General features: G+C 71.6%; 19 protein-coding genes. 9 read left to right on the plus strand and 10 right to left on the minus strand.

What is annotated here, in order from left to right:
* Positions 1-14 precede the first annotated feature (14 nt).
* Positions 15-971: a phosphate ABC transporter ATP-binding protein gene (locus tag AB0Q99_RS15205; protein ID WP_363571779.1), complete on the plus strand. Its 957-nt coding sequence runs from the start codon at positions 15-17 to the stop codon at positions 969-971.
* A gap of 40 nt (positions 972-1,011) precedes the next feature.
* On the opposite strand, the gene AB0Q99_RS15210 is transcribed toward AB0Q99_RS15205, so the two are convergent.
* Positions 1,012-1,878, minus strand: a complete 867-nt coding sequence (locus AB0Q99_RS15210; RefSeq protein WP_363571781.1) for an HAD family hydrolase — start codon at positions 1,876-1,878, stop codon at positions 1,012-1,014.
* 188 nt (positions 1,879-2,066) lie between these two features.
* Here AB0Q99_RS15210 and AB0Q99_RS15215 point away from each other — a divergent pair, with 188 nt between their 5' ends.
* Entirely contained in the window at positions 2,067-2,315 is a 249-nt protein-coding gene (locus AB0Q99_RS15215) for a hypothetical protein (RefSeq protein WP_363571783.1), read from the plus strand.
* 145 nt (positions 2,316-2,460) lie between these two features.
* Here the strand turns inward: AB0Q99_RS15215 and AB0Q99_RS15220 are convergent, their stop codons facing one another.
* From AB0Q99_RS15220 to AB0Q99_RS15230, 3 genes are all read right to left on the minus strand, one after another.
* Positions 2,461-5,124, minus strand: a complete 2,664-nt coding sequence (locus tag AB0Q99_RS15220; protein ID WP_363571785.1) for a protease pro-enzyme activation domain-containing protein — start codon at positions 5,122-5,124, stop codon at positions 2,461-2,463.
* A 530-nt stretch (positions 5,125-5,654) separates the two neighbouring features.
* Positions 5,655-6,116 (minus strand): DUF5615 family PIN-like protein, encoded by a 462-nt coding sequence (locus tag AB0Q99_RS15225; RefSeq protein WP_363571787.1) that lies wholly within the window; start codon positions 6,114-6,116, stop codon positions 5,655-5,657.
* The gene (locus tag AB0Q99_RS15230; protein ID WP_363571789.1) at positions 6,113-6,760 is read right to left on the minus strand and encodes a DUF433 domain-containing protein; all 648 of its coding nucleotides are present in this window, start codon (positions 6,758-6,760) and stop codon (positions 6,113-6,115) included. The genes AB0Q99_RS15225 and AB0Q99_RS15230 overlap by 4 nt, the downstream gene beginning before the upstream one ends.
* A gap of 211 nt (positions 6,761-6,971) precedes the next feature.
* On the opposite strand from AB0Q99_RS15230, the gene AB0Q99_RS15235 reads away from it, so the two are divergent.
* Entirely contained in the window at positions 6,972-7,568 is a 597-nt protein-coding gene (locus AB0Q99_RS15235) for an ArsR family transcriptional regulator (protein WP_363571791.1), read from the plus strand.
* A complete protein-coding gene (locus AB0Q99_RS15240) occupies positions 7,565-8,032 on the plus strand; it encodes a HEPN domain-containing protein (protein ID WP_279096592.1) in 468 nt (155 codons plus the stop codon). The genes AB0Q99_RS15235 and AB0Q99_RS15240 overlap by 4 nt, the downstream gene beginning before the upstream one ends.
* 20 nt (positions 8,033-8,052) lie before the next feature.
* Here AB0Q99_RS15240 and AB0Q99_RS15245 read toward each other — a convergent pair whose 3' ends face one another.
* On the minus strand, positions 8,053-9,297 hold the full coding sequence (locus AB0Q99_RS15245; protein WP_363571793.1) for a hypothetical protein: 1,245 nt from the start codon (positions 9,295-9,297) through the stop codon (positions 8,053-8,055).
* A gap of 32 nt (positions 9,298-9,329) precedes the next feature.
* Positions 9,330-9,644 carry a hypothetical protein gene (locus AB0Q99_RS15250; protein WP_363571795.1) on the minus strand — a complete coding sequence of 105 codons (315 nt, stop codon included), beginning with the start codon at positions 9,642-9,644 and terminating at the stop codon, positions 9,330-9,332.
* Between the two features lie 80 nt (positions 9,645-9,724).
* On the opposite strand from AB0Q99_RS15250, the gene AB0Q99_RS15255 reads away from it, so the two are divergent.
* From AB0Q99_RS15255 to AB0Q99_RS15275, 5 genes are all read left to right on the plus strand, one after another.
* Complete coding sequence (locus AB0Q99_RS15255) at positions 9,725-10,612, plus strand: LLM class flavin-dependent oxidoreductase (RefSeq protein WP_363571797.1); 888 nt, start codon at positions 9,725-9,727, stop codon at positions 10,610-10,612.
* 204 nt (positions 10,613-10,816) lie between these two features.
* Positions 10,817-11,839, plus strand: coding sequence for an ABC transporter ATP-binding protein (locus tag AB0Q99_RS15260; RefSeq protein WP_363571799.1), 1,023 nt, complete (start codon positions 10,817-10,819; stop codon positions 11,837-11,839).
* Positions 11,823-12,722 (plus strand): ABC transporter permease, encoded by a 900-nt coding sequence (locus AB0Q99_RS15265; RefSeq protein WP_363571801.1) that lies wholly within the window; start codon positions 11,823-11,825, stop codon positions 12,720-12,722. The genes AB0Q99_RS15260 and AB0Q99_RS15265 overlap by 17 nt, the downstream gene beginning before the upstream one ends.
* An 11-nt stretch (positions 12,723-12,733) precedes the next feature.
* Positions 12,734-13,651 (plus strand): ABC transporter ATP-binding protein, encoded by a 918-nt coding sequence (locus AB0Q99_RS15270; protein ID WP_363571803.1) that lies wholly within the window; start codon positions 12,734-12,736, stop codon positions 13,649-13,651.
* 154 nt (positions 13,652-13,805) lie between these two features.
* Entirely contained in the window at positions 13,806-14,525 is a 720-nt protein-coding gene (locus tag AB0Q99_RS15275) for an ABC transporter permease (RefSeq protein WP_363571805.1), read from the plus strand.
* 146 nt (positions 14,526-14,671) lie between these two features.
* Here the strand turns inward: AB0Q99_RS15275 and AB0Q99_RS15280 are convergent, their stop codons facing one another.
* The 4 genes from AB0Q99_RS15280 to serS form a co-directional block, all read right to left on the minus strand.
* On the minus strand, positions 14,672-15,910 hold the full coding sequence (locus AB0Q99_RS15280) for an MFS transporter (protein WP_363571807.1): 1,239 nt from the start codon (positions 15,908-15,910) through the stop codon (positions 14,672-14,674).
* 63 nt (positions 15,911-15,973) lie between these two features.
* Positions 15,974-16,705 (minus strand): FadR/GntR family transcriptional regulator, encoded by a 732-nt coding sequence (locus tag AB0Q99_RS15285; RefSeq protein ID WP_363571809.1) that lies wholly within the window; start codon positions 16,703-16,705, stop codon positions 15,974-15,976.
* 379 nt (positions 16,706-17,084) lie between these two features.
* Positions 17,085-17,942 carry an HAD family hydrolase gene (locus tag AB0Q99_RS15290; protein WP_363571811.1) on the minus strand — a complete coding sequence of 286 codons (858 nt, stop codon included), beginning with the start codon at positions 17,940-17,942 and terminating at the stop codon, positions 17,085-17,087.
* Between the two features lie 84 nt (positions 17,943-18,026).
* A complete protein-coding gene (gene serS / locus AB0Q99_RS15295; RefSeq protein ID WP_363571813.1) occupies positions 18,027-19,301 on the minus strand; it encodes a serine--tRNA ligase in 1,275 nt (424 codons plus the stop codon).
* Between the last annotated feature and the right edge of the window lie 352 nt (positions 19,302-19,653).

Here is a 19,653-nt window from a genome sequence, read left to right on the forward strand (position 1 = left end):
GGAGGACCGTACCGATGACCGACGCACCACTGACCGACGACCCGGCGACCGACCCGGCCGCCGACACCCTCACCCTCCCCCCGGTCGCGCCCGCCCCGACCGCCCAACCCTCGCCGTACGGCGAGCCTCCCCGGTACGGCGAGCCCGCCCCGTACGGCGACCGGCAGAACGCGGACGGCCGCCCCGACGGCGAGCCGCTGGCCGGGCTGGAGACCCGCGACGTCTCCGCCTGGTTCGGCAGCCACAAGGTGCTGGAGCGGGTCTCGCTGGCGATGCCGGCCGGCGAGGTCACCGCGCTGATCGGCCCGTCCGGCTGCGGCAAGTCCACCTACCTGCGGATCCTCAACCGGATGCACGAGATGGTGCGCGGCGCCGCGCTCTCCGGTGAGGTCCTGCTGGAGGGGGACGACGTCTACCGGCCCGGCCGGCGCCCCGCCGAGGTGCGGCGCCGGATCGGCATGGTGTTCCAGCGGCCCAACCCCTTCCCGGCGATGTCCATCCAGGACAACGTCTCCAGCGGGCTCAAGCTGGCCGGGATCAAGGTGTCCAAGGAGGAGCGGCAGCACCTGGTGGAGACCAGCCTGCGCCGGGCCGGACTCTGGGACGAGGTGTCCGGCCGGCTGCACACCCCCGGCGGCGCACTCTCCGGCGGGCAGCAGCAACGCCTTTGCATCGCAAGGTCGTTGGCGGTCTCGCCGGACATCCTGCTGATGGACGAGCCGTGCTCCGCGCTCGACCCGACCTCCACCCGGCGGGTCGAGGAGACCATCGCCGAGCTGCAGGGACGGCTCACCATCGTGATCGTCACCCACAACATGCAGCAGGCCCAGCGGGTCTCGCAGACCTGCGCGTTCTTCCTGGCCACCCACGACACTCCGGGCCGGATCGTCGAGGCCGGGCCGACCGGACAGATCTTCGGCAGCCCGCGCGACCAGCGGACCTCGGACTACGTCAACGGGCGCTTCGGGTAGAGGGGTTGCGGCGTCACGGCCCGGGGTCACCGCCCTCGGGTCACGGCTTGGGGCTGCGCGGCCGGTCGAGGCCGAGCAGCCCCTCCAGCACCGCCGCGACGCCGTCCTGCTCGTTGCTCACCGTGTGCAGCGGCACCGCCGCCAGCACCTGCGGGTGGGCGTTGGCGACGGCGTACGCGGTGCCGGCCCAGGCCAGCATCTCCAGGTCGTTCGGCATGTCGCCGAAGGCCACCACCTCGGCCCGGTCGATCCCGTGCCCGGCGCACCAGCCGGCCAGCGTGCTGGCCTTGGTGACGCCGGGCGCGCTGATCTCCAGCAGCGCGATCGGCGCCGAGCGGGTGATCTCGGCCAGGTGCCCGGCCGCCGAGCGGGCCTCGGCCAGGAAGGTGTCCGGGTCGAGCTCCGGGTGCTTGGCGAGCAGCTTGAACAGGCCCCGGACCGGCCCGCCGGCCCCCAGCAGCTCCTCCGCCGAGCCGATCGCGTGCTCCAGGTCGTCGCCCCACATCGGCACCGCGTAGTCGTCCTCGCGGGCCCAGCCGTCCGGGTACTCGAAGGCGAACGCGGTGCCGGGCAGCTTGGCCCGCAGCACCTCGACCACCGCCAGGGTGGTGTCCACCGGCAGCGGGAACGACTCCAGCAGCTCGCCGCGCCGCACGTCCACCACCGCGCCGCCGTTCGAGCAGATCGCCACCCCGTGGCCGCCGATGTGCGGGCTCACCTGCTGCATCCAGCGCGGCGGCCGCCCGGTCACGAACACCACCTGCACCCCGGCCGCCTCGGCCGCCGCCAGCGCCGCGGCGGTGCGGTCGGTGACGGTGCCGCCGGAGCAGAGCAGGGTGCCGTCCAGGTCGGTGGCGATGAGGCGGGGGGCGGTGCGGGGTTCGGTCACCGGTCCATCTTCGCCCATCGGCGTCGCCGGGTCACCGGCGCGGTCGGGGCCGCGGCCGTCCCGGGGCGGGAGGTGCTCCGGGGGCCCTGCGCGGCTCGTTCCGGCCCTTCCTGCGCCCTTTCCGGCCGATCACGCGACCGCCCCGGGTGTCCCGGCCCGGCCCGGGGCAGGAACCGGCCACGGCCACCCCGTCGGCAGGAAGAGCCATGCCCACTCGCCAGCTCCGTGACCAGCCGTCCCCGACCGTCCGCCCGGGCCGCTCCGGCCCTGACTTCTCGCGCCCTGACGTCCCCGGTCCTGACGTCCCCGGCCCGGAGGCGACCGACCCGGAGGCTCCCGGCACCTCGCGCGACCCGGTCCTGATCGGCGACATCCTCTTCCACACCCTCGCGGACCTCGCCCGCCGCACCGCCGCCCCGAGCCTCCCGGCGCAGCGCACCCGCCCGCACCCGTAGCGCCCGCCCGCGTCGGTGCGTACGCCGCTGCCGCGCACCGCTGCCGTGCCCGCCGCAGCGCACGCCGTCCGGAAACGCCGGGGGCCTCCCGGCAGCTCGCGGTGCGAACTGCCGGGAGGCCCCTTTCACGGGTCCCGAGGGCCGCTTAGTGGAGCGCCAGCGACAGGGCCGTCACGCCCGAGTTGTCGACCGGCAGCGCAGCGTGGAACCAGTTGCCGTCGGCGCTGTGCACCTCGTACAGCTTGCCGTCCTCGATCGCCTCGATGACGCGGTCACCACCCGGGGTGATCTTGCCCGACAGCGAGGTGATGTTGCCGGTGACACCGGGGATCACGCCGTCGTGCCAGCCGTCGGAGGCGCTGTACACCTCGTGCAGCTGGTTGTTCTTGATGGCCGAGATCACGCGGACACCGGAGGAGTTGTAGTTGAAGCTCAGCGCGGTGATGCCGGACAGGCCCGGGATCACGCCGTCGTGCCAGCCGTCGGAGGCGCTGTAGATCTCGTGCAGCTCGCCGTCCTTGATGGCCTCGATGACGCGGGCGCCCGAGGGGCTGTAGCTGAAGCTCATGGCCGTGATGCCGGACAGGCCCGGGATCACGCCGTCGTGCCAGCCGTCGGAGGCGCTGTAGATCTCGTGCAGCTCGCCGCCCTTGATGGCCTCGATGACGCGGGCGCCCGAGGGGCTGAAGCTGAAGCTCATGGCCGTGATGCCGGACAGGCCCGGGATCACGCCGTCGTGCCAACCGGTGGCGTCGGTGTAGATCTCGTGCAGCTCACCGTTCTCGATGGCCTCGATCACCCGGTTCCCGTTGGAGTTGTAGGTGAAGCTCAGCGCGGTGACGCCGGTGACGCCCGGGACGAGGCCGTCGTGCCAGCCGGTCACGTCGGTGTAGACCTCGTGCAGCTGGCCGTTCTCCACGGCCTCGATGGTCCGGTCGTAGCCCGCGTTCGGGTTGCAGACCAGCTTCATCACCTTGTCGGCGTCCGGGGTGCCCAGGCCGGTGGTCATGTCGTAGCCCGACGCGGCCCAGTACAGGCCGCCCTGGATGCCGATGTCGTTGTTGCCGGAGGTGACGTCGCGCAGCGGGTTGAGCCCGTGGTTCGCGGCCCAGTAGAACGCCGGGGCGATGAAGCCCACCCGGCCGGTGCAGCCCGGGTTGTTCTGGTGCGCCGTGATGGCGGCCCAGAGCGGGGCGGAGCCGCTGGTGCCGCCGATGATCATCCAGGAGCCGGCGCCGGTGGCGACCACGTAGCCGGTCGACGGGTCGGCGTTGGCGGCCACGTCGGGGACCTGACGGCAGGTCGTGCCGGCCGCGCCCTGGCAGCGGTTGGTGTAGCCCGGACCGTAGTAACCGGTCTGGTACGAGCCGCTGTTGAGGGACCAGCGGGAGATGCCGCCGCCGCTCGCGCCGCCGTTGCGGTTCCACACCGACTCGGAGACGGTGCCGCCGTTGCTGCTCAGCGTGGTGCCGCCGACACCGGTGACGAGCGGCTGGCTCGCCGGGTCGGAGGTGCTCAGCTGGTTGGTGATGTTCGCCGGAGCACCGGCGTTCTTCAGGTAGTTGCAGCCGCTGGAGCCGTCGTCACCGGAGGCCGCCACCACGGTCTGGCCCTGCAGCGCGGCCTGGAGGAAGATGTCCCGCTCGGCCGTCAGGTCGCTGGTCGCCATGACCTGGTCGCAGATGCCCCAGCTGGTGGTGACCACCTGGGCGCGGTTGTCCGAGACGATCTGGCGGTAGGTGTTCTGGATGTCCACCTGGGTGGCGCGCGAGGCGTCCGGACCCTGGTAGACCAGCACGTTCGCGCGGGGCGCGAGACCGATGACGGTGTCGATGTCCAGCGCGGTCTCGACGCCGACGCCGTTGTTGGTCGGCGGGGCCTGGACACCGGCGTTGACCTTGACCCGCTGCACCGAGGCGTTGGTGCCGTAGCAGGACTGGAAGGTGCTCAGACCGGCGTCCGAGAACTCCTCCAGCGCGAAGACGGCGACGGTGGTGCCGGCGCCGCCGTCGGTCATGCCGTTCAGGCCGTAGGCCGAGGCGAGCGCGGAGGGGCTGAAGTAGTCCCTGCCGTCGATCTTGCCCGGGAACTGGGCGGCCGCGCCGCCGCACATCGTCGGGTAGGCGCCGGTCGCGGCGGCCGTCGCGGCCGGGTGCGCGAGGCCCGCGCCGCCCTGGCCGGTGGCCCCGATCACGTGGCTGCTGTGCGCCTGGGCCAGCGTGTTGAGGCCGACGACGCCGGTGATCGCCCCGGCCACGTCGGAACGCACCGCGGGGGCGGCGGTGTTCAGGAAGCCGGTCCGGCCGTCGGGCGTGGTGTAGCCGGCCAGGTCCACGTCGAAGGACTTCTTGGCCTGGGCGACGGTGGTGGAGACCGGGATGGTCAGGCCGTCGGCCGCGAGCGCGCCGGGCTTCAGGCCCTGGGCCGTGAGGGCCTGGCTGACCTTGGCGACGGTGGCGAGGTCGGCGCCGAAGCGCTGCGCGAACTCACCGGTCTGCAGGAAGTGGTGGTACTGCGGCGAGGTCTTGTCACTCACCGCCGCGGCGAGCGCGTTGGCGCCGGCCTCGTTGCGGGACTTCAGGTGCACGCTCAGCTGCACCGGGGTGTCGTCCGCCGGGGCGGCGGTCTTGGTGGCGTCCCCCGGGGCGGTCGGCACGCTGCCGACGCGCTGGGTCGTCGGTGCGTCGGCGTGGGCGGCCGGCAGGCCCGCGTAGGTGACCAGGGCCGCGGTGGCTATCGCCAGGGTGGCCGCACGGGACAGCGGCTTCGCCGTCCACAGCGACCGGGCGTTCGGCGTCGGATGGGACATCCGCGCTCCCCCCAATTCGATGAATCCGATGGACTCTCGAACGAGGGTCCGACGGGAGTTCTATCAGGCCGTGCCGACACCTCCGCAAGCGAATACCCCCCTCACTCCGTTCCGGTGCCCCCGACCCGCCTTCCGAGGCCCGCCGACCCACCTCGATCGCCCACGTCCGGAACACCCCCCGACCCCGCCCCGAACCCCGGCCCCCACCCCCGCCCGACACCCCAACTGCCCACGCCCGAAAGCCCCGAGACACCCCGAGCCCTGCGCCCGTCCACCAGGCCCGCCAACCACGCCCGCCCGCCCCTGAGCCGGCGCGGGCGCGGCTGCCGGAGCGTCATCGACGGTCCGAAGCCCGGCCGATCGGCGCGCGTATCATCACCGCACGCGCTTGAGGACCGTCATCCTCCCCGTCCACCGCCTGGGCACGCTGGCGACCTCGGTCAAGCCTCCTCCACCCATCACTGCCTGGCCTCGCCAGACTGCACCCGAGCCTGTTCGACGAGCAGTCTGTCCGGAGGCGGCCCTGCTCCTCAGGCACGTCCGGATGTGGGCCAGTGCTTCGGAGGAACCGTGGAGGGATCCACGATCCGGAGTCGGCTCTGATGGGACGGGTCGATCGAGGTGAGGGATATCAGAAGTTGGCCCGTCGCGCGGTCGAGTTCGGTCAACGCATGTGGCAGGCCGGCGCAGACGGTAGCGACAGCCGCGCCCAGACCCACGAGGCCACCGTGCTTGTGATTGTGACGGTACTCAATCCTGTGCAGCCCCGATTCGGCGATCGCCGCGACCTCCAATGGCCGTGCCATCTGCTTGGTGTCGTTGGTGATCACGACCTGGAAGCCGGCTGAGGCGGCCCGCGCGTAGAGGTCGATGTCCTTGGTGCCTGCCCAGCCGACGATCTCCGCCACGTGCTGAAGTTCGTGTTGCTTCAGCAGCAATCGAGCCATACGGGCCAACGGCAGGGGGACGTTCTCGTCGAGCAGGATCCTCAAGAGGCGGCCTGCCGGAGGCCCTCGTCCGAGTAACTGTCGACGTAGTCGGTGAAGTCGGCCGCATCACGGGCTGCTGCGGGGGTGACGCCGGGGTAGAAGTCCGTGATCGACTCCGGTCGGATGCCGTCCCTCAGAAGAGCCGCGACCTCCGAAGCAGGAATCCGCGTTCCTTCGATCACCGGCTCACCGCCCCGGACCAGGGGATCGACGGACAGATGATTCCTGGGACGCAGCAGGTTCGGAATCTGTCGGCCGTTTCGATAGAACGGCCGAAGGACATCGACCATCTCGTGGATGACCACGTTGCCCCGCTTGCACACGAGGTCGACAGCGTGGTCCGGATCTGCCAGATAGATCGTGCCGTCACCGGCCACGAGCCGGTAGCTGGACAGATGCTCCCGTTCGTCGAGATCGTCGCGCAAAGTGCCCAGAGCACGGCGGATCTTCTGGAGCGACGCTTCCTCCCGCAGCTTCACGCAGATACGAAGCGCGACCACGTCCCGGAATGAGTAGAGGATCGGCCGGGAAGCGGAGATCTCCGGCACGAGGACGGCACCACGCGGGCCTGTCGCCCTGCGCCAGTGAGACAGCTGGCGCAGGGTGGCGCCGGACAACGCGGCAGCGAGCTTGGGCTCGTAAGACACGGCGGGCACCTCCCATAGCTCACCCGACGACGTCAGGAACCTACTTCATGGTCTCTTACAGCAGGCACGCCCGCCAGGATTTCACCCGAACGGGGACTCGCCAGAGACCGGACCTCTGCTAGTTGTCCCCGAGGAGGTCAGGGGAGATCTCCGAAGGCGCAGGCTACTTCATGAGCAACATCTGCATTACGCGCATGATATTGTGCGCTTGATGAAGATGTCTGCGCCCTCGCTACTTCCGCTCTTCCGGTCCCAGTTGCAAGGGGACCTCCTGGCACTCGTGCTGTTGCACCCGGATCGCAGTTGGACGCTCACCGGCCTTGCCAAGGAGCTCGGGGCCTCGCACACAGCCATCCTTCGAGAGGTGGACCGGCTGATCGGGTCGGAGATCCTCGCGGAGGAGCGGGTCGGACGAACCCGGGTCATCACAGCCAGGACCGACACCGTTCTGTACAGGCCGCTGTGCGACCTGTTGCTGGTGACGTACGGGCCGCTGCCTCGACTGAGTTCGCTCCTGGCCGACCTCGACGGCATCGACGAGGCGTACATCTACGGTTCCTGGGCAGCCCGCCACAGCGGCGTGCCCGGACCGATCCCAGCAGACGTCGACGTCCTTGTCGTCGGACGCCCCGATCCGGACGAACTCTTCGATCTCGCCGAACGTGCCTCCCGGGAGTTGCGCCGGGAGGTCAACGTCCACCGTGTCGCTCCAGAGGCATGGGCATCGCCGAGTGACGAACCCTTCCTGACCTCGGTCCGTGAGCGACCGCTGGTCCGCCTGCACCTACGTGAGGAGAACGGCGAATGAGCCGCTGGGAGCAGGGCCGGACCGTCGTTGACGACCTGATCCATCGCAAGGAGGTCGAGAGGGTGCCGGCCTCGACGGAGCATGCGGAGGCGGAACTCGCCCAGGCCCGACAGCACTTGGCCTCCGCAAGGATGCTCCTCGATGTCGACCCGGTCGGTGCCTACAGCCTTGCCTACGACGCTGCGCGCAAGGCGCTTGCGGCGGTCCTGGTGAACCAGGGACTTCGCGCCACGAGCAGGGGCGGCCATGTCGCGGTCTACGAGACGGTGAAGGCGCAGCTGGACCCGCCACTCGGAGGCATCCTGCGACCGTTCAGCCGCATGCGTGTCCGCCGGAACGAGAGCGAATACCGATCTGCCGAAGCTCCGCCGGTCACCCCCGAGGAGGTCAGGGGAGATCTGCCGAAAGCACAGGCGATCATCGAGCTGGCGGAGAAGGCCATGCCGCACATGGGTCGCTACTGATCACCGAAAACCAGCCTCGGTCACGGGTGGCCGGGTCGATCCGGCACACGCCGTGTCCTGGTGAACCTCTGCCGACGGCCGCCAGCAGCGAGTTCGCTGAGGCGCTCACCGATCACGGAAACGCCCGGGCGGGGCTCCTGCTCGTAGTACCAGGGCTTGCGCCGGCGCAGCAGCTCCTCGCCGTGCTCGTCCCAGGTGAATCCGGGCTTCCGCAGCAGCTTCCGGAACACCTCGTCGACGGTCTCCGGGTGGGCGGCGGCCAGGCGGCGGAGCGGCAGCGGTGCAATCGACTCCTCGCGCAGGTACACGCGCAGCAGGTCCTGGTGCTGCCTGCGGCCAGGGAGGGCCGGATCGGCGAAGAGGTCCCGCAGCATCCCGTAGTCCGGGTAGAAGTTGAGCCCGTCCACTTCGTCGTAGATGACGCCGACCGTGTCCGATTCGGCGAGTCCTCGCGGCAGTTCGAATGCCGGGAAGGCCAGGCCGGGGAGCCGCCTGCCCCGGGCCCGGTCGGGATGCTCGGCGACGGCGGCCTCCTGCCGGTGCCGGTAGTAGGCGTTGAGCCGGTCCTCGACTTCGGCAGGGGGAAGGACCAGTTCGTCGCTGCCGCAGAACTCGACGAACGCGGCCCGGTCCTCCCGCATCGACTCCCATCCCTGCTCGATCTTCTCGGGGTTGCGGAAGACCAGTTCAGGGTGGCTGGTGGCCAGTTGGAGTGCCGCCCGGGCGATCTCGGTGGCGCTGGACTTCGGGTAGGACGACATCGCCCCGGAGATCAGCCACGCCCCGTCCGCCGAGTGCACGGGCACCACGCAGGCGAGGAGGAAGCCTCCCTTGGACACTCCGCGGAAGGCCGCCCGCCCGACGTTCGAGTAGGTGCGGTACTCCAGGTCGTCGACCAGGTTCAGCAGGACGACGGCGTCCCCGTCCTTGCGCCGGATCTCGAAGACGCCCTCGACCGGGTCACGCCAGCCGAGCAGCATCTCCCGATCTGCCTCGGTCAAGCCCCGTCGTCCGGCCACGAACCGGTCCACCACGGTAGAACCGTCCGGCAAGCGGTACCGCAGAATGAAGTTGTCGACGATCCGGATCGCATCGCCTTCCCCCAACTGCCGCTGAGGCCCGGCGGCCTCCAGGAGGAGGGGCGTCAACCACCGGTCGAACCGCGCGCTCTGGGCGAAGGCGACGAGTTCGCCCTTCAGTTCGGAACTTCGCTCGATCAGGCGCCGCAACGACGCCTCGTCCTCGCTCCATACAGCGACAGTCATGAGAGCTCTCTCGGTCTTGAAGGTTCCGACGCTCACTGCGCCCAGTAATGGCGATATGCCTCGACCCACTCCGCTCCGTCCGGCGCCGGGTCCGGCAACGGAAGATCCAGGAGCCCGATCGCCTGCCGGAATCCACCGCGGGTGCACAGGGCGACGATTCTGCCGTCCCGCGAGAGGTCGACGCTGCGCACGGTCACCTCGGCGCCCAGCACCGAGGTGCTGAACGGAACGGCCAGGTTTTCCTCGACGGCGGTGAACAGAGCCGACACCTCCTCGTGCTCGTCGTAGGTGTCGACCGTCGCTTCCTCGACCAGCGCGGTCAGTTCTCGCCTGCTCAGCGTGCCCATGGCGCCACGCTAGCCCACCTGCTCGTGCCGACTTGCGAGCGGTCCGAAGCCCCTCCGGTTCGCGCGAGTATCGTCGCAGCATGCGACTGAGTACCGTGATCCTCCCCGTCCACCGGTGGAGCGAAGGGCAGAAGATCTGGCGGCGGGCCGAGGAGCTCGGCTTCCACGCCGCGTACACCTACGACCACCTGTCCTGGCGGTCGTTCCGGGACGAGCCGTGGTTCGGGTCGGTTCCGACGTTGACCGCGGCGGCCACCGCGACCGAGCGGATGCGGCTCGGGACGCTGGTGACCTCGCCGAACTTCCGGCACCCGGTGACGTTGGCGAAGGAGCTGATCACGCTGGACGACGTGTCCGGCGGGCGGCTGACGCTGGGGATCGGGGCCGGGGGGACGGGCTTCGACGCGACGGCGATGGGGCAGGAGGCGTGGTCGCCGAAGGAGCGGGCGGCGCGGTTCGGGGAGTTCCTGCCGTTGCTGGACGAGCTGCTGCGGGAGGACGCGACGACGCGCGAGGGCGCGTACTACTCGGCGGTCGAGGCGCGGAACATCCCCGGGTGCGTGCAGACGCCGCGGGTGCCGTTCTACGTCGCCGCGACCGGGCCGCGCGGGCTGAAGCTGGCGGCCGAGTACGGGCAGGGCTGGGTGACGTACGGCGATGCGAAGGGCCCGGCGGACGTGCCGGTGGAGCAGGCGCCCGGGGTGATCGCGCAGCAGATCGGCAAGCTGGCGGCGGCCTGCGAGGCGACCGGCCGGGACGTGGCGGAGCTGGAGAAGGTGCTGCTGCAGGGCTCGACGGCGGAGAAGCCGCTGCAGTCGCTGGACGCCTTCGTCGACTGGGCCGGGACGTACCGGGAGCTGGGGATCACCGAGCTGGTGATCCACTGGCCGGTGCCGGACTCGATCTTCGAGAACGACCTCGCCGTCTTCGAGCGGATCGCCACCGAGGGCCTGGCACAGCTGGGTTGACCCCCGCCTGCCGTACCGGCCGCTCACGCACGTCGAGCGGCCCGGCGCGGTCTCGCGACGTGCGCCGTTCCGGCGAGCGCGCAGGGGGCGTCCGATTTCCGCCGACCCCTAGGGGAGAGGCGGCCCGGCGTCATACCCCAGCAGCAGAAGGCCTCGTCATTCCAGCTCATGACCCGTGCCACGCAATCCCGTTACGTTGAGGGCGTGTCCACAGCTGTCATCAAGACGGACGGCCTCACCAAGAGGTTCCCCCGGGTCACCGCCCTCGACCAGCTCACCGTCGAGGTGCAGCCGGGGGTCGTCGGGCTGGTCGGGGCCAACGGGGCGGGCAAGTCCACACTGATCAAGATCCTGCTCGGGCTCGCCCCGGCGACCTCCGGCCGGGGCGAGGTCCTCGGCCTGGACATCGCCACCCGGGGCTCCGAGATCCGCGAGCGGGTCGGCTACATGCCCGAGCACGACTGCCTGCCGCCGGACGTCTCCGCCACCGAGTTCGTCGTGCACATGGCCCGGATGGCGGGCCTGCCCGCCACCGTTGCCCGTGAGCGCACCGCCGACACCCTGCGGCACGTCGGGCTCTACGAAGAGCGGTACCGGCCGATGGGCGGGTACTCGACCGGCATGAAGCAGCGGGTCAAGCTCGCCCAGGCCCTGGTGCACGATCCCAGGCTGGTGCTGCTGGACGAGCCGACCAACGGCCTCGACCCGGCCGGCCGGGACGAGATGCTCGGCCTGATCCGCCGCGTGCACACCGACTTCGGCATCTCGGTGCTGGTCACCACCCACCTGCTCGGCGAGCTGGAGCGCACCTGCGACCACCTGGTCGTCATCGACGGCGGCAAGCTGCTGCGCTCCTCCTCCACCGCCTCCTTCACCGAGGCGACGGCCGTCCTCGCGGTCGAGGTCACCGACCACCCGGAGGACCACGCCCTCGACCCCGGTGCGGCGGTCCGCGAACGGCTCGCCGCCGCCGGCGTCGACGTCCAGTCCGAGGGCTCGCACCTGGTGCTGGTCCGGCTGGCCGACGAGTCGACGTACGACACCATCCGCGACACCGTCGCCGAACTGGGCCTCGGCCTGGTCCGGTTGGAGCAGCGCCGGCACCGGGTCGCCGAGCTCTTCACCGAGGGCCCGGACGCCGCGGCGTCGCCCGTCGGGTCGGGCGCCGCGGAAAGCCAGAACACCCAGGACAGCAGGGGAGGTTCGGACGATGGCGCTGCCTCCTGACACCAGGCCCGCCGACACCGGCGTCATCCACGACATCGGCTACCGCGGCTACACCGGCCCCCGGCTCGGCCGCGGCTACGCCACCCGCGCGCTCTTCACCCAGAGCCTGCGCGCCACGTACGGCCTGGGCCGCTCGGGCAAGTCCAAGGTGCTGCCGATGCTGGTGCTCGGCGTGGTCACCGTGCCCGCCGTGATCTTCGTGGCGATCGCCATCACCCTGAAGCGCGACGAACTGCCGGTCGAGTACGCGGGCTACCTCTCCAACCTCAGCCTGGTGGTCTCGGTCTTCCTCGCCTCCCAGGCGCCGGTGCTGCTCTCCCGGGACCTGCGGTACCAGACCGTGCCGCTCTACTTCTCCCGCCCGATCACCCGCACCGACTACGTCCGGGCCAAGTTCGCGGCCATGGTCTGCGCCCAGTTCCTGCTGATGACGGCCCCGTTGCTGGTGCTGTACGTCGGCGCGCTGCTCGGCGGGATGGACTTCTCGCACAACACCGGGCACTTCCTGTACGGCCTGGCGGCGGCGGCGCTGTACGCCCTGGTGCCGACCTCGGTGGCGCTGGTGATCGCGGCCGCCACGCCGCGCCGGGGCTTCGGGGTGGCCGCCATCATGGGCTACCTGGCGATCAGCGCCGCGGTGGCCGCCGTCGCGGTCGGCATCAGCGACCCGGGCCCGACCGGCTCCGACGCCGCGCAGTGGACCTCGCTGATCTCGCCCACCGACCTGGTGGAGTCCCTGGTCAACGAGCTGTTCGACCTGGGCACCGACTTCGACCGCCGGCACGCGCCGGGCGGGCTCGGCATGGCGGTGTTCGCACTCGTGGCCGTGGCCCTGGTGGCCGGGTCGTACCGGCTGCTGCTGAGCCGCTACAAGAAGGTTTGAGAGAGGGCGGCATGGCCACCATCAGCATCGACAAGGTCTCCCGCTGGTTCGGGAACGTGGTCGCGGTCAACGACATCACCATGGCCATCGGCCCCGGCATCACCGGCCTGCTCGGGCCCAACGGCGCGGGCAAGTCCACCCTGATCCACATGATGAGCGGCTTCCTCGCACCCTCCGGCGGCTCGGTCACCCTGGACGGTGCGCCGATCTGGCGCAACCAGCAGGTGTACCGGCAGATCGGTCTGGTCCCCGAGCGGGAGTCGATGTACGACTACCTGACCGGTTGGGAGTTCGTCCTCGCCAACGCCGAACTGCACGGCCTGCCCCAGCCTGGCGCCGCCGCCCGCCGGGCCCTGGACCTGGTGGAGATGGCCTACGCCAAGGACCGGCGCACCGGCACGTACTCCAAGGGCATGAAGCAGCGGGTCAAGATGGCCTCCGCGCTGGTCCACGACCCGGCCGTGCTGCTGCTGGACGAGCCCTTCAACGGCATGGACCCGCGCCAGCGGCTCCAGCTGATGGAACTCCTGCGCCGCTTCGGCGCGGACGGCCGTACGGTGCTGTTCTCCTCCCACATCCTGGAGGAGGTCGAGCAACTGGCCCGGCACATCGAGGTCGTGGTCGCCGGACGGCACGCGGCCTCGGGCGACTTCCGCAAGATCCGCCGACTGATGACCGACCGTCCGCACCGCTACCTGGTCCGCTCCAGCGACGACCGCCGGCTCGCCGCCGCGCTGATCGCCGACGGCTCCACCACCGGCATCGAGGTGGACGAGCGGGAACGGGCGCTGCGGATCGAGGCGGTCGACTTCCAGGGCTTCACCACCCTGCTGCCCAGGGTCGCCCGGGAGGCCGGCATCCGGCTGTACACCGTCTCCCCGGCCGACGAGTCGCTGGAGAGCGTCTTCTCGTACCTGGTCTCCGCGTGACACCGACCGACCGGGCCCGGGCCGCGCGGGCTGCGCGGTCCGCCCACACCGACCGGGCCCACACCGACCGAACCCACGCCGACCGGACCCAGGCCAACCGGACCCAGGCCGACCGGACCCAGGCCAACCGGACCCAGGAAGGGGCCGACCGACCATGAACCCCACCGTCGCCAGGCTGACCCTGCGCGGGCTGCTGGGCCGCCGCCGCGGCCTCCTGCTGCTGGTGGTCCCCGCGCTGCTGCTGTTCGTCTCCGCCCTCGCGAGCGGATCGACCGCCGACGCGCACGGCCTGACCGTCAAGATCCTGGGCCAGCTCGGCCTCGGCACCCTGGTCCCGATCCTCGGCCTGGTGGTCGGCACCGGGGCCATCGCCACCGAGATCGACGACGGCTCGATCGTCTACCTGCTCGCCAAGCCGCTGCCGCGGTGGCGGATCATCACCACCAAGCTGGCCGTCGCGATCGGCGTCACCTGGCTGTTCTCGGTCGTGCCGACGCTGCTGTCCGGGCTGCTGCTGTTCGGCACCCGGGACGGCATGGTGCTCGGCTACACCGTGGCCGTGATGGTGGCCGGGGCCGCGTACAGCGCGCTGTTCCTGCTGCTCGGGGTGGTCACCCGGCACGCCGTGGTCGCCGGGCTGGGGTACGCCCTGATCTGGGAGTCGGTGGTCGGCAACTTCGTCGAGGGCGCCCGGACGCTGAGCATCCAGCAGTGGGGCCGGGCGGTGGCCGAGGCGGTCGCCGGGGGGGACACCGCGATCGGCGCCGACGTCTCGCTCGGGGCGGCCGTCCCGCTGCTGCTGGTGGTCACCGTCGGGGCGACGGTGCTGGCCTCGGTGAAGCTGGCCGGACTGACCCTGGCCGCCGAGGAGTGAGCCGAGCCGTAGGGCAGCGACCCGAACGGCGGTGAACCGAACGGCGGTGAACCGAACGGCGGTGAACCGAAGACGGCGCTCCGGGAATCCCCGGAGCGCCGTGGCGGGTCCTGACCGCCGCGGTCGGCGTCGAACGCCGCGGGCGGTCAGAGCGTGCGGTTGCGGCCCGCGCCCCAGCCGGCCGCGCCGACCACCAGCACCAGCGCCAGCATCAGCACCAGGGTGGTCTCCCAGCCGCCGGTGAGCTGGTGCAGCGCGCCGGCGCCGACCGGGCCGGCCGCCGCGACCAGGTAGCCGATCGCCTGCGACATCCCGCCCAGCTGGGCGGCGCCGGCCGCGCTGCCGGTGCGCAGCACGATGAACGCCAGGCCCAGGCCCAGTGAACCGCCCTGGGCCACCCCGAGGACGGTCGCCGAGAGCCACGCGGCGGAGACCGGCGCGACCAGCAGCATCGTGATGCCCACCCCGTTCAGGGCGGCCATGGTCACCGCCAGGGCGCGCTGGCTGGTCATCCGGCCGGCCATCAGCGGCACCAGGAAGGCGCCGGCCACCTGCACCAGGTTGGAGAAGGCGAAGACCAGGCCGGCCTGGCCGCGGTCCATGCCGTGGTCGGCCAGGATGGTCGGCATCCAGGCCACCAGGATGTACACCAGCAGCGACGAGATGCCCATGAAGAGGCTGATCTGCCAGGCCAGCGGGGACTTCCAGATGCCCTCGATCGGCTTGCCCGGCACCGCCGCCGCGGCCACCGCGCCCCGCTCCTGGCGGCTGCGCAGCACCTGCGGCAGCCAGGCCACCGCCGCGACCAGCGCCAGCAGCGACCAGGCGCCGAGCGAGGCCCGCCAGCCGCCGCCGAGCGCGTGCTCCAGCGGGACGGAGGTGCCGGCGGCGAGGGTCGCGCCGACCAGCATGGTGGTCGAGTAGACGCCGGTCATGGTCGCCGCGCGGTCCGGGAACTCCCGCTTGACCAGGCCCGGCATCGACACGTTCAGCACCGCGATCGCCACCCCGATCACCACGCAGCCCGCGTACAGCGCGGCCACCGAGGGCAGCACCCGCAGCAGCACGCCCGCGGCCAGCACCAGCACCGCGCCCAGGACCACCCGCTCGGCGCCGAACCGGCGGGTCAGCCGGGGAGTGAGCGGGGCGCCGACGCCCTGGAACAGCACCGGGACGGTGGTGATCAGGCCGCTCGCGGTCGCGGAGAGGCCGAAGGTCCGCTGGATCTCGCCGACCATCGGGGAGACCGCGGCCAGGCAGGCGCGCATGTTCAGCGCGACCAGCACGATGCCGGTCAGCAGCAGGAGCGGATGGGCCAGCCGGGTGCGGACGGGAAGCGGGGCAGGGGTGGTGACAACCGGCTGCTGGGCACGGGTGACGGCCATGGGTGTGCTGTTCTTTCCGGGATGTGCGTGGATGCGGGCGGGAGGGAGGAGGCTCGCGCCGTCCTACTTCCGGGCCGCGATGGCCGCGAGCAGCTGCTCGACGGCCGCGGTCGGGCCGGCGAGCAGCGCACGACACGCCGCCTCGGCCCGGTCCGGGTCACCGCTCTCGATCGCGTCGACCAGTGCCTCGTGGGTGGCCACGACGGCCTCGGGCATGTCGTGGTCGCCGAACGCGGAGGTCATCGCCTCGCGCACGGAGGCGCCGAAGTAGCGGTACACCTCGGCCAGCGCGGGGTTGTGCGCGGCCTCGACGACGGCGGTGTGGAACTCCAGGTCGTGCTCGACGGTGGCCTCGCGGCTCGCCCGCTCGGGGTGCGCCGCGAACACCTCGGCCTCCCGGGCCAGCGCGGCCCGCATCCGCCGGATGTCCTCGGCGGTGTGCCGCAGCGCGGCCAGCCGGGCGCCCTCGGTCTCCAGCGCCGCGCGGACCTCCAGGACGTCCCGGATGCCCGAACGCTGGACGCCGCGCAGCACGGCGGCCGGGTCGCTGGTCGAGCGGACGAACGTCCCCTCGCCCTGCCGGGAGACCAGCATCCCGGCGTGCACCAGCACCCGGATCGCCTCCCGTACGGTGTTCCGCCCGACCTGCAGCCGCTCGGCGAGCTCGTGCTCGGTGGGGATCCGCGATCCCACCGGCCAGACGCCGCCGGCCAGCTGCTCGCGCAGCTGGTCGATCGCGGTGTCCACCAGGGATCGCCGCCCGGCCGCCTGCAGGCCGTTGCCGTCGCCGCTCATTCCGGACCTCCCTCCGCCACCGCGCGCGTCCTCACCGGTCGTCGGTCATCCTACAACCGTTTGCCCGGTCATCCTACAACTGCCTCGCCGGTGGCGTCCGCCGGCGTCCGGCGCCCTTCGGCGGTGCGGTGGTGGAGGGTGATCGGTCGCCGGTGGACGGCGTGCCGTGGGCGACGGACCGCGGCCCGCGGACAGCGCGGCAACCGCGACCGCGGCGACAACGGGTGACAACGGTCAAACGGCACAACGGCCACAACGGCCTCGGCCCGCGCGGATCCTGACGACGCCAGGGGCCGCCGAGGACGAGCCGTCGGCAGCCCCGGGGTCTGACCCCCGACCCCCGACCCCCGGGCCCGACCCCCGACCCCCGGGCCCGGGGTCAGCCGGCGGGGTAGAGGAGCTCCAGGACGGCCGCGACGCCGTCCTCGTCGTTGCTGGCGGTCACGGTGTCGGCGACGGCGAGGAGTTCCTCGTGGGCGTTGGCCATGGCGACGCCGTGGGCGGCCCAGCCGAACATCGGGACGTCGTTGGGCATGTCGCCGAAGGCGATGGTGTCGGCGGCGCGCAGGCCCAGGCGGCGGGCGGCGACGGCCAGGCCGGTGGCCTTGGACAGGCCCAGCGGGAGCAGCTCGACGACGCCGGCGCCGGCCATCACCACGCCGACCAGATCGCCGGCGGCGCGGCGGGCCGCCTCGGCGAGGGCGTCGTCGGTCAGGGCGTGGTGCTGGATGTAGAGCTTGCTGAGCGGGGAGGCGAGCAGGTCGCCGCGGTCGACCCGGACGACCGGCAGGTCGGAGCCGATCAGCAGTGCGTAGCCGGGGCCGGCCAGGACCTGGCCCTCGAGGCCGTCCTGGTTGGCGGCGATGGCGAGCGGGCCGGTCTCGGCCTCGATCTTCTCGATGGCGAGGGCGGCGAGTCGGCGGTCCAGGGTGAGCGAGGTGAGCAGCTTGTGCGCGCCGGCGTCGTAGACCTGGGCGCCCTGGCCGCAGACGGCTATCCCGGTGTAGCCGATCTCGTCGAGGACCGGGCGGGCCCAGACCGCCGAGCGGCCGGTGACGACGATGTGCAGCGCGCCCGCGCCGGTGGCCGAGGCCAGGGCGGCGCGGGTGCGCTCGGAGACGGTCTCCTCGCTGGTCAGCAGGGTGCCGTCGAGGTCGGTGGCGACCAGCCGGTAGGGCAGGTCGCCACCGTTCCGGGTGCGGTCCGGGGAGACGGGGCTGGGGCTGGTGGTGCTCATGGGCCGGTCGTCTCCCGGGAGTTGCGGGTGGTGCGGGTGTGGCGGGTGGCGCGAGCGGTGCGGGCTGCGCCGGCGGCAGCCGGGCTACTTGACCGGTTCGAGGACGGTCCGGCCGCCGAGGAACGGCCGCAGCGCCTCGGGCACGATGACCGAGCCGTCGGCCTGCTGGTGGTTCTCCAGGATCGCCACGATCGTGCGCGGGACCGCGACCAGGGTGCCGTTCAGGGTCGCGAGCGGGCGGGTCTTGCCCTCCTCGCGCATCCGGATCGACAGGCGGCGGGCCTGGTACTCGGTGGTGTTGGAGGTCGAGGTGACCTCGCGGTACTTGCCCTGGGTGGGGATCCAGGCCTCGATGTCGAACTTGCGCGCGGCCGAGGAGCCGAGGTCGCCGGAGGCGACGTCGATGACCCGGTACGGCAGCTCCAGCGCGTTGAGGAAGTCCTTCTCCCACTGGAGCAGGCGGCGGTGCTCGTTCTCCGCGTCCTCGGGGGTGGTGAAGACGAACATCTCCACCTTCTCGAACTGGTGGACGCGGATGATGCCGCGGGTGTCCTTGCCGTAGGTGCCGGCCTCGCGGCGGAAGCAGGACGAGTAGCCGGCGTAGCGCAGCGGCAGCTTGTCGGCGTCGAGGATCTCGTCCATGTGGTACGCCGCCAGCGGGACCTCGCTGGTGCCGACCAGGTACCGGTCGTCCTCGGCGAGGTGGTACACGTTCTCGGCGGCCTGGCCGAGGAAGCCGGTGCCGTCCATGGCGGCCGGGCGGACCAGGGTCGGGGTGATCATCGGGATGAAGCCGGCCGCGGTGGCCTGCGCGATCGCCATGTTGACCAGGGCGAGCTCCAGCAGCGCGCCGACGCCGGTCAGGTAGTACGAGCGGGCTCCGGCGACCTTGGCGCCGCGCTCGGTGTCGATGGCACCCAGGATCTGGCCGAGCTCGACGTGGTCGCGGGGCTCGAAGCCCTCGGCGGCGAAGTCGCGCGGGGTGCCGATCTCCTCCAGGGTGACGAAGTCCTCCTCGCCGCCGACCGGGGCGGCCGGGTCGATGAGGTTCGCCAGCGAGCGGAGCAGGCGGTCGGCCTCCTCCTTGGCGGCGCCCTGTTCGGCGTCCGCGGCCTTGACCTCGGCGGCCAGGTCCTTGGTGCGCTGCAGCAGGGCGGTCTTCTCGTCGCCCTTGGCCTGGGCGACCTGCTTGCCGAGCACCCGCTGCTCGCTGCGCAGTTCGTCGAAGCGGCTGCCCGAGGACCGGCGTCGCTCGTCGGCGGAGAGGAGGGCGTCGACCAGGTCGACGTCCTCGCCACGGACGCGCTGCGAGGCGCGCACTCGGTCAGGGTCCTCACGGAGCAGGCGAAGGTCAATCACAGGCCCAAGCGTACCGGGCGGGCGTTCCTCCGCCGGTACCGGTTTTCCCCTGGGGATAACCGCCCCGATCCTGTGGATAACTTCTGTGCGGAACGCTCCCGGGGTGGGTTATCCACAGGCCTGGAGGCGGGGCTGTGGATCGAAGGGGAGGATCACCCTCCGCGCGAAGGTGCCAGGGAATTGAGGTTTCAAACCTCATTCGACCTTCCCGAGTGAGGGAATTGAACCACTCAGACGGGTGATTTGCTGGCAACCGGGTGACTCTGGTCCGATTAGTCATCTCTGCGGCGCAAACCGATGGTCCGACCAGTTCTGGGCAATGGCTATACCGGTTTGTCGACTCATCCCCAGG

It is taken from the genome of Kitasatospora sp. NPDC086791 (assembly GCF_040685975.1).
Taxonomy (GTDB): Bacteria; Actinomycetota; Actinomycetes; order Streptomycetales; family Streptomycetaceae; genus Kitasatospora.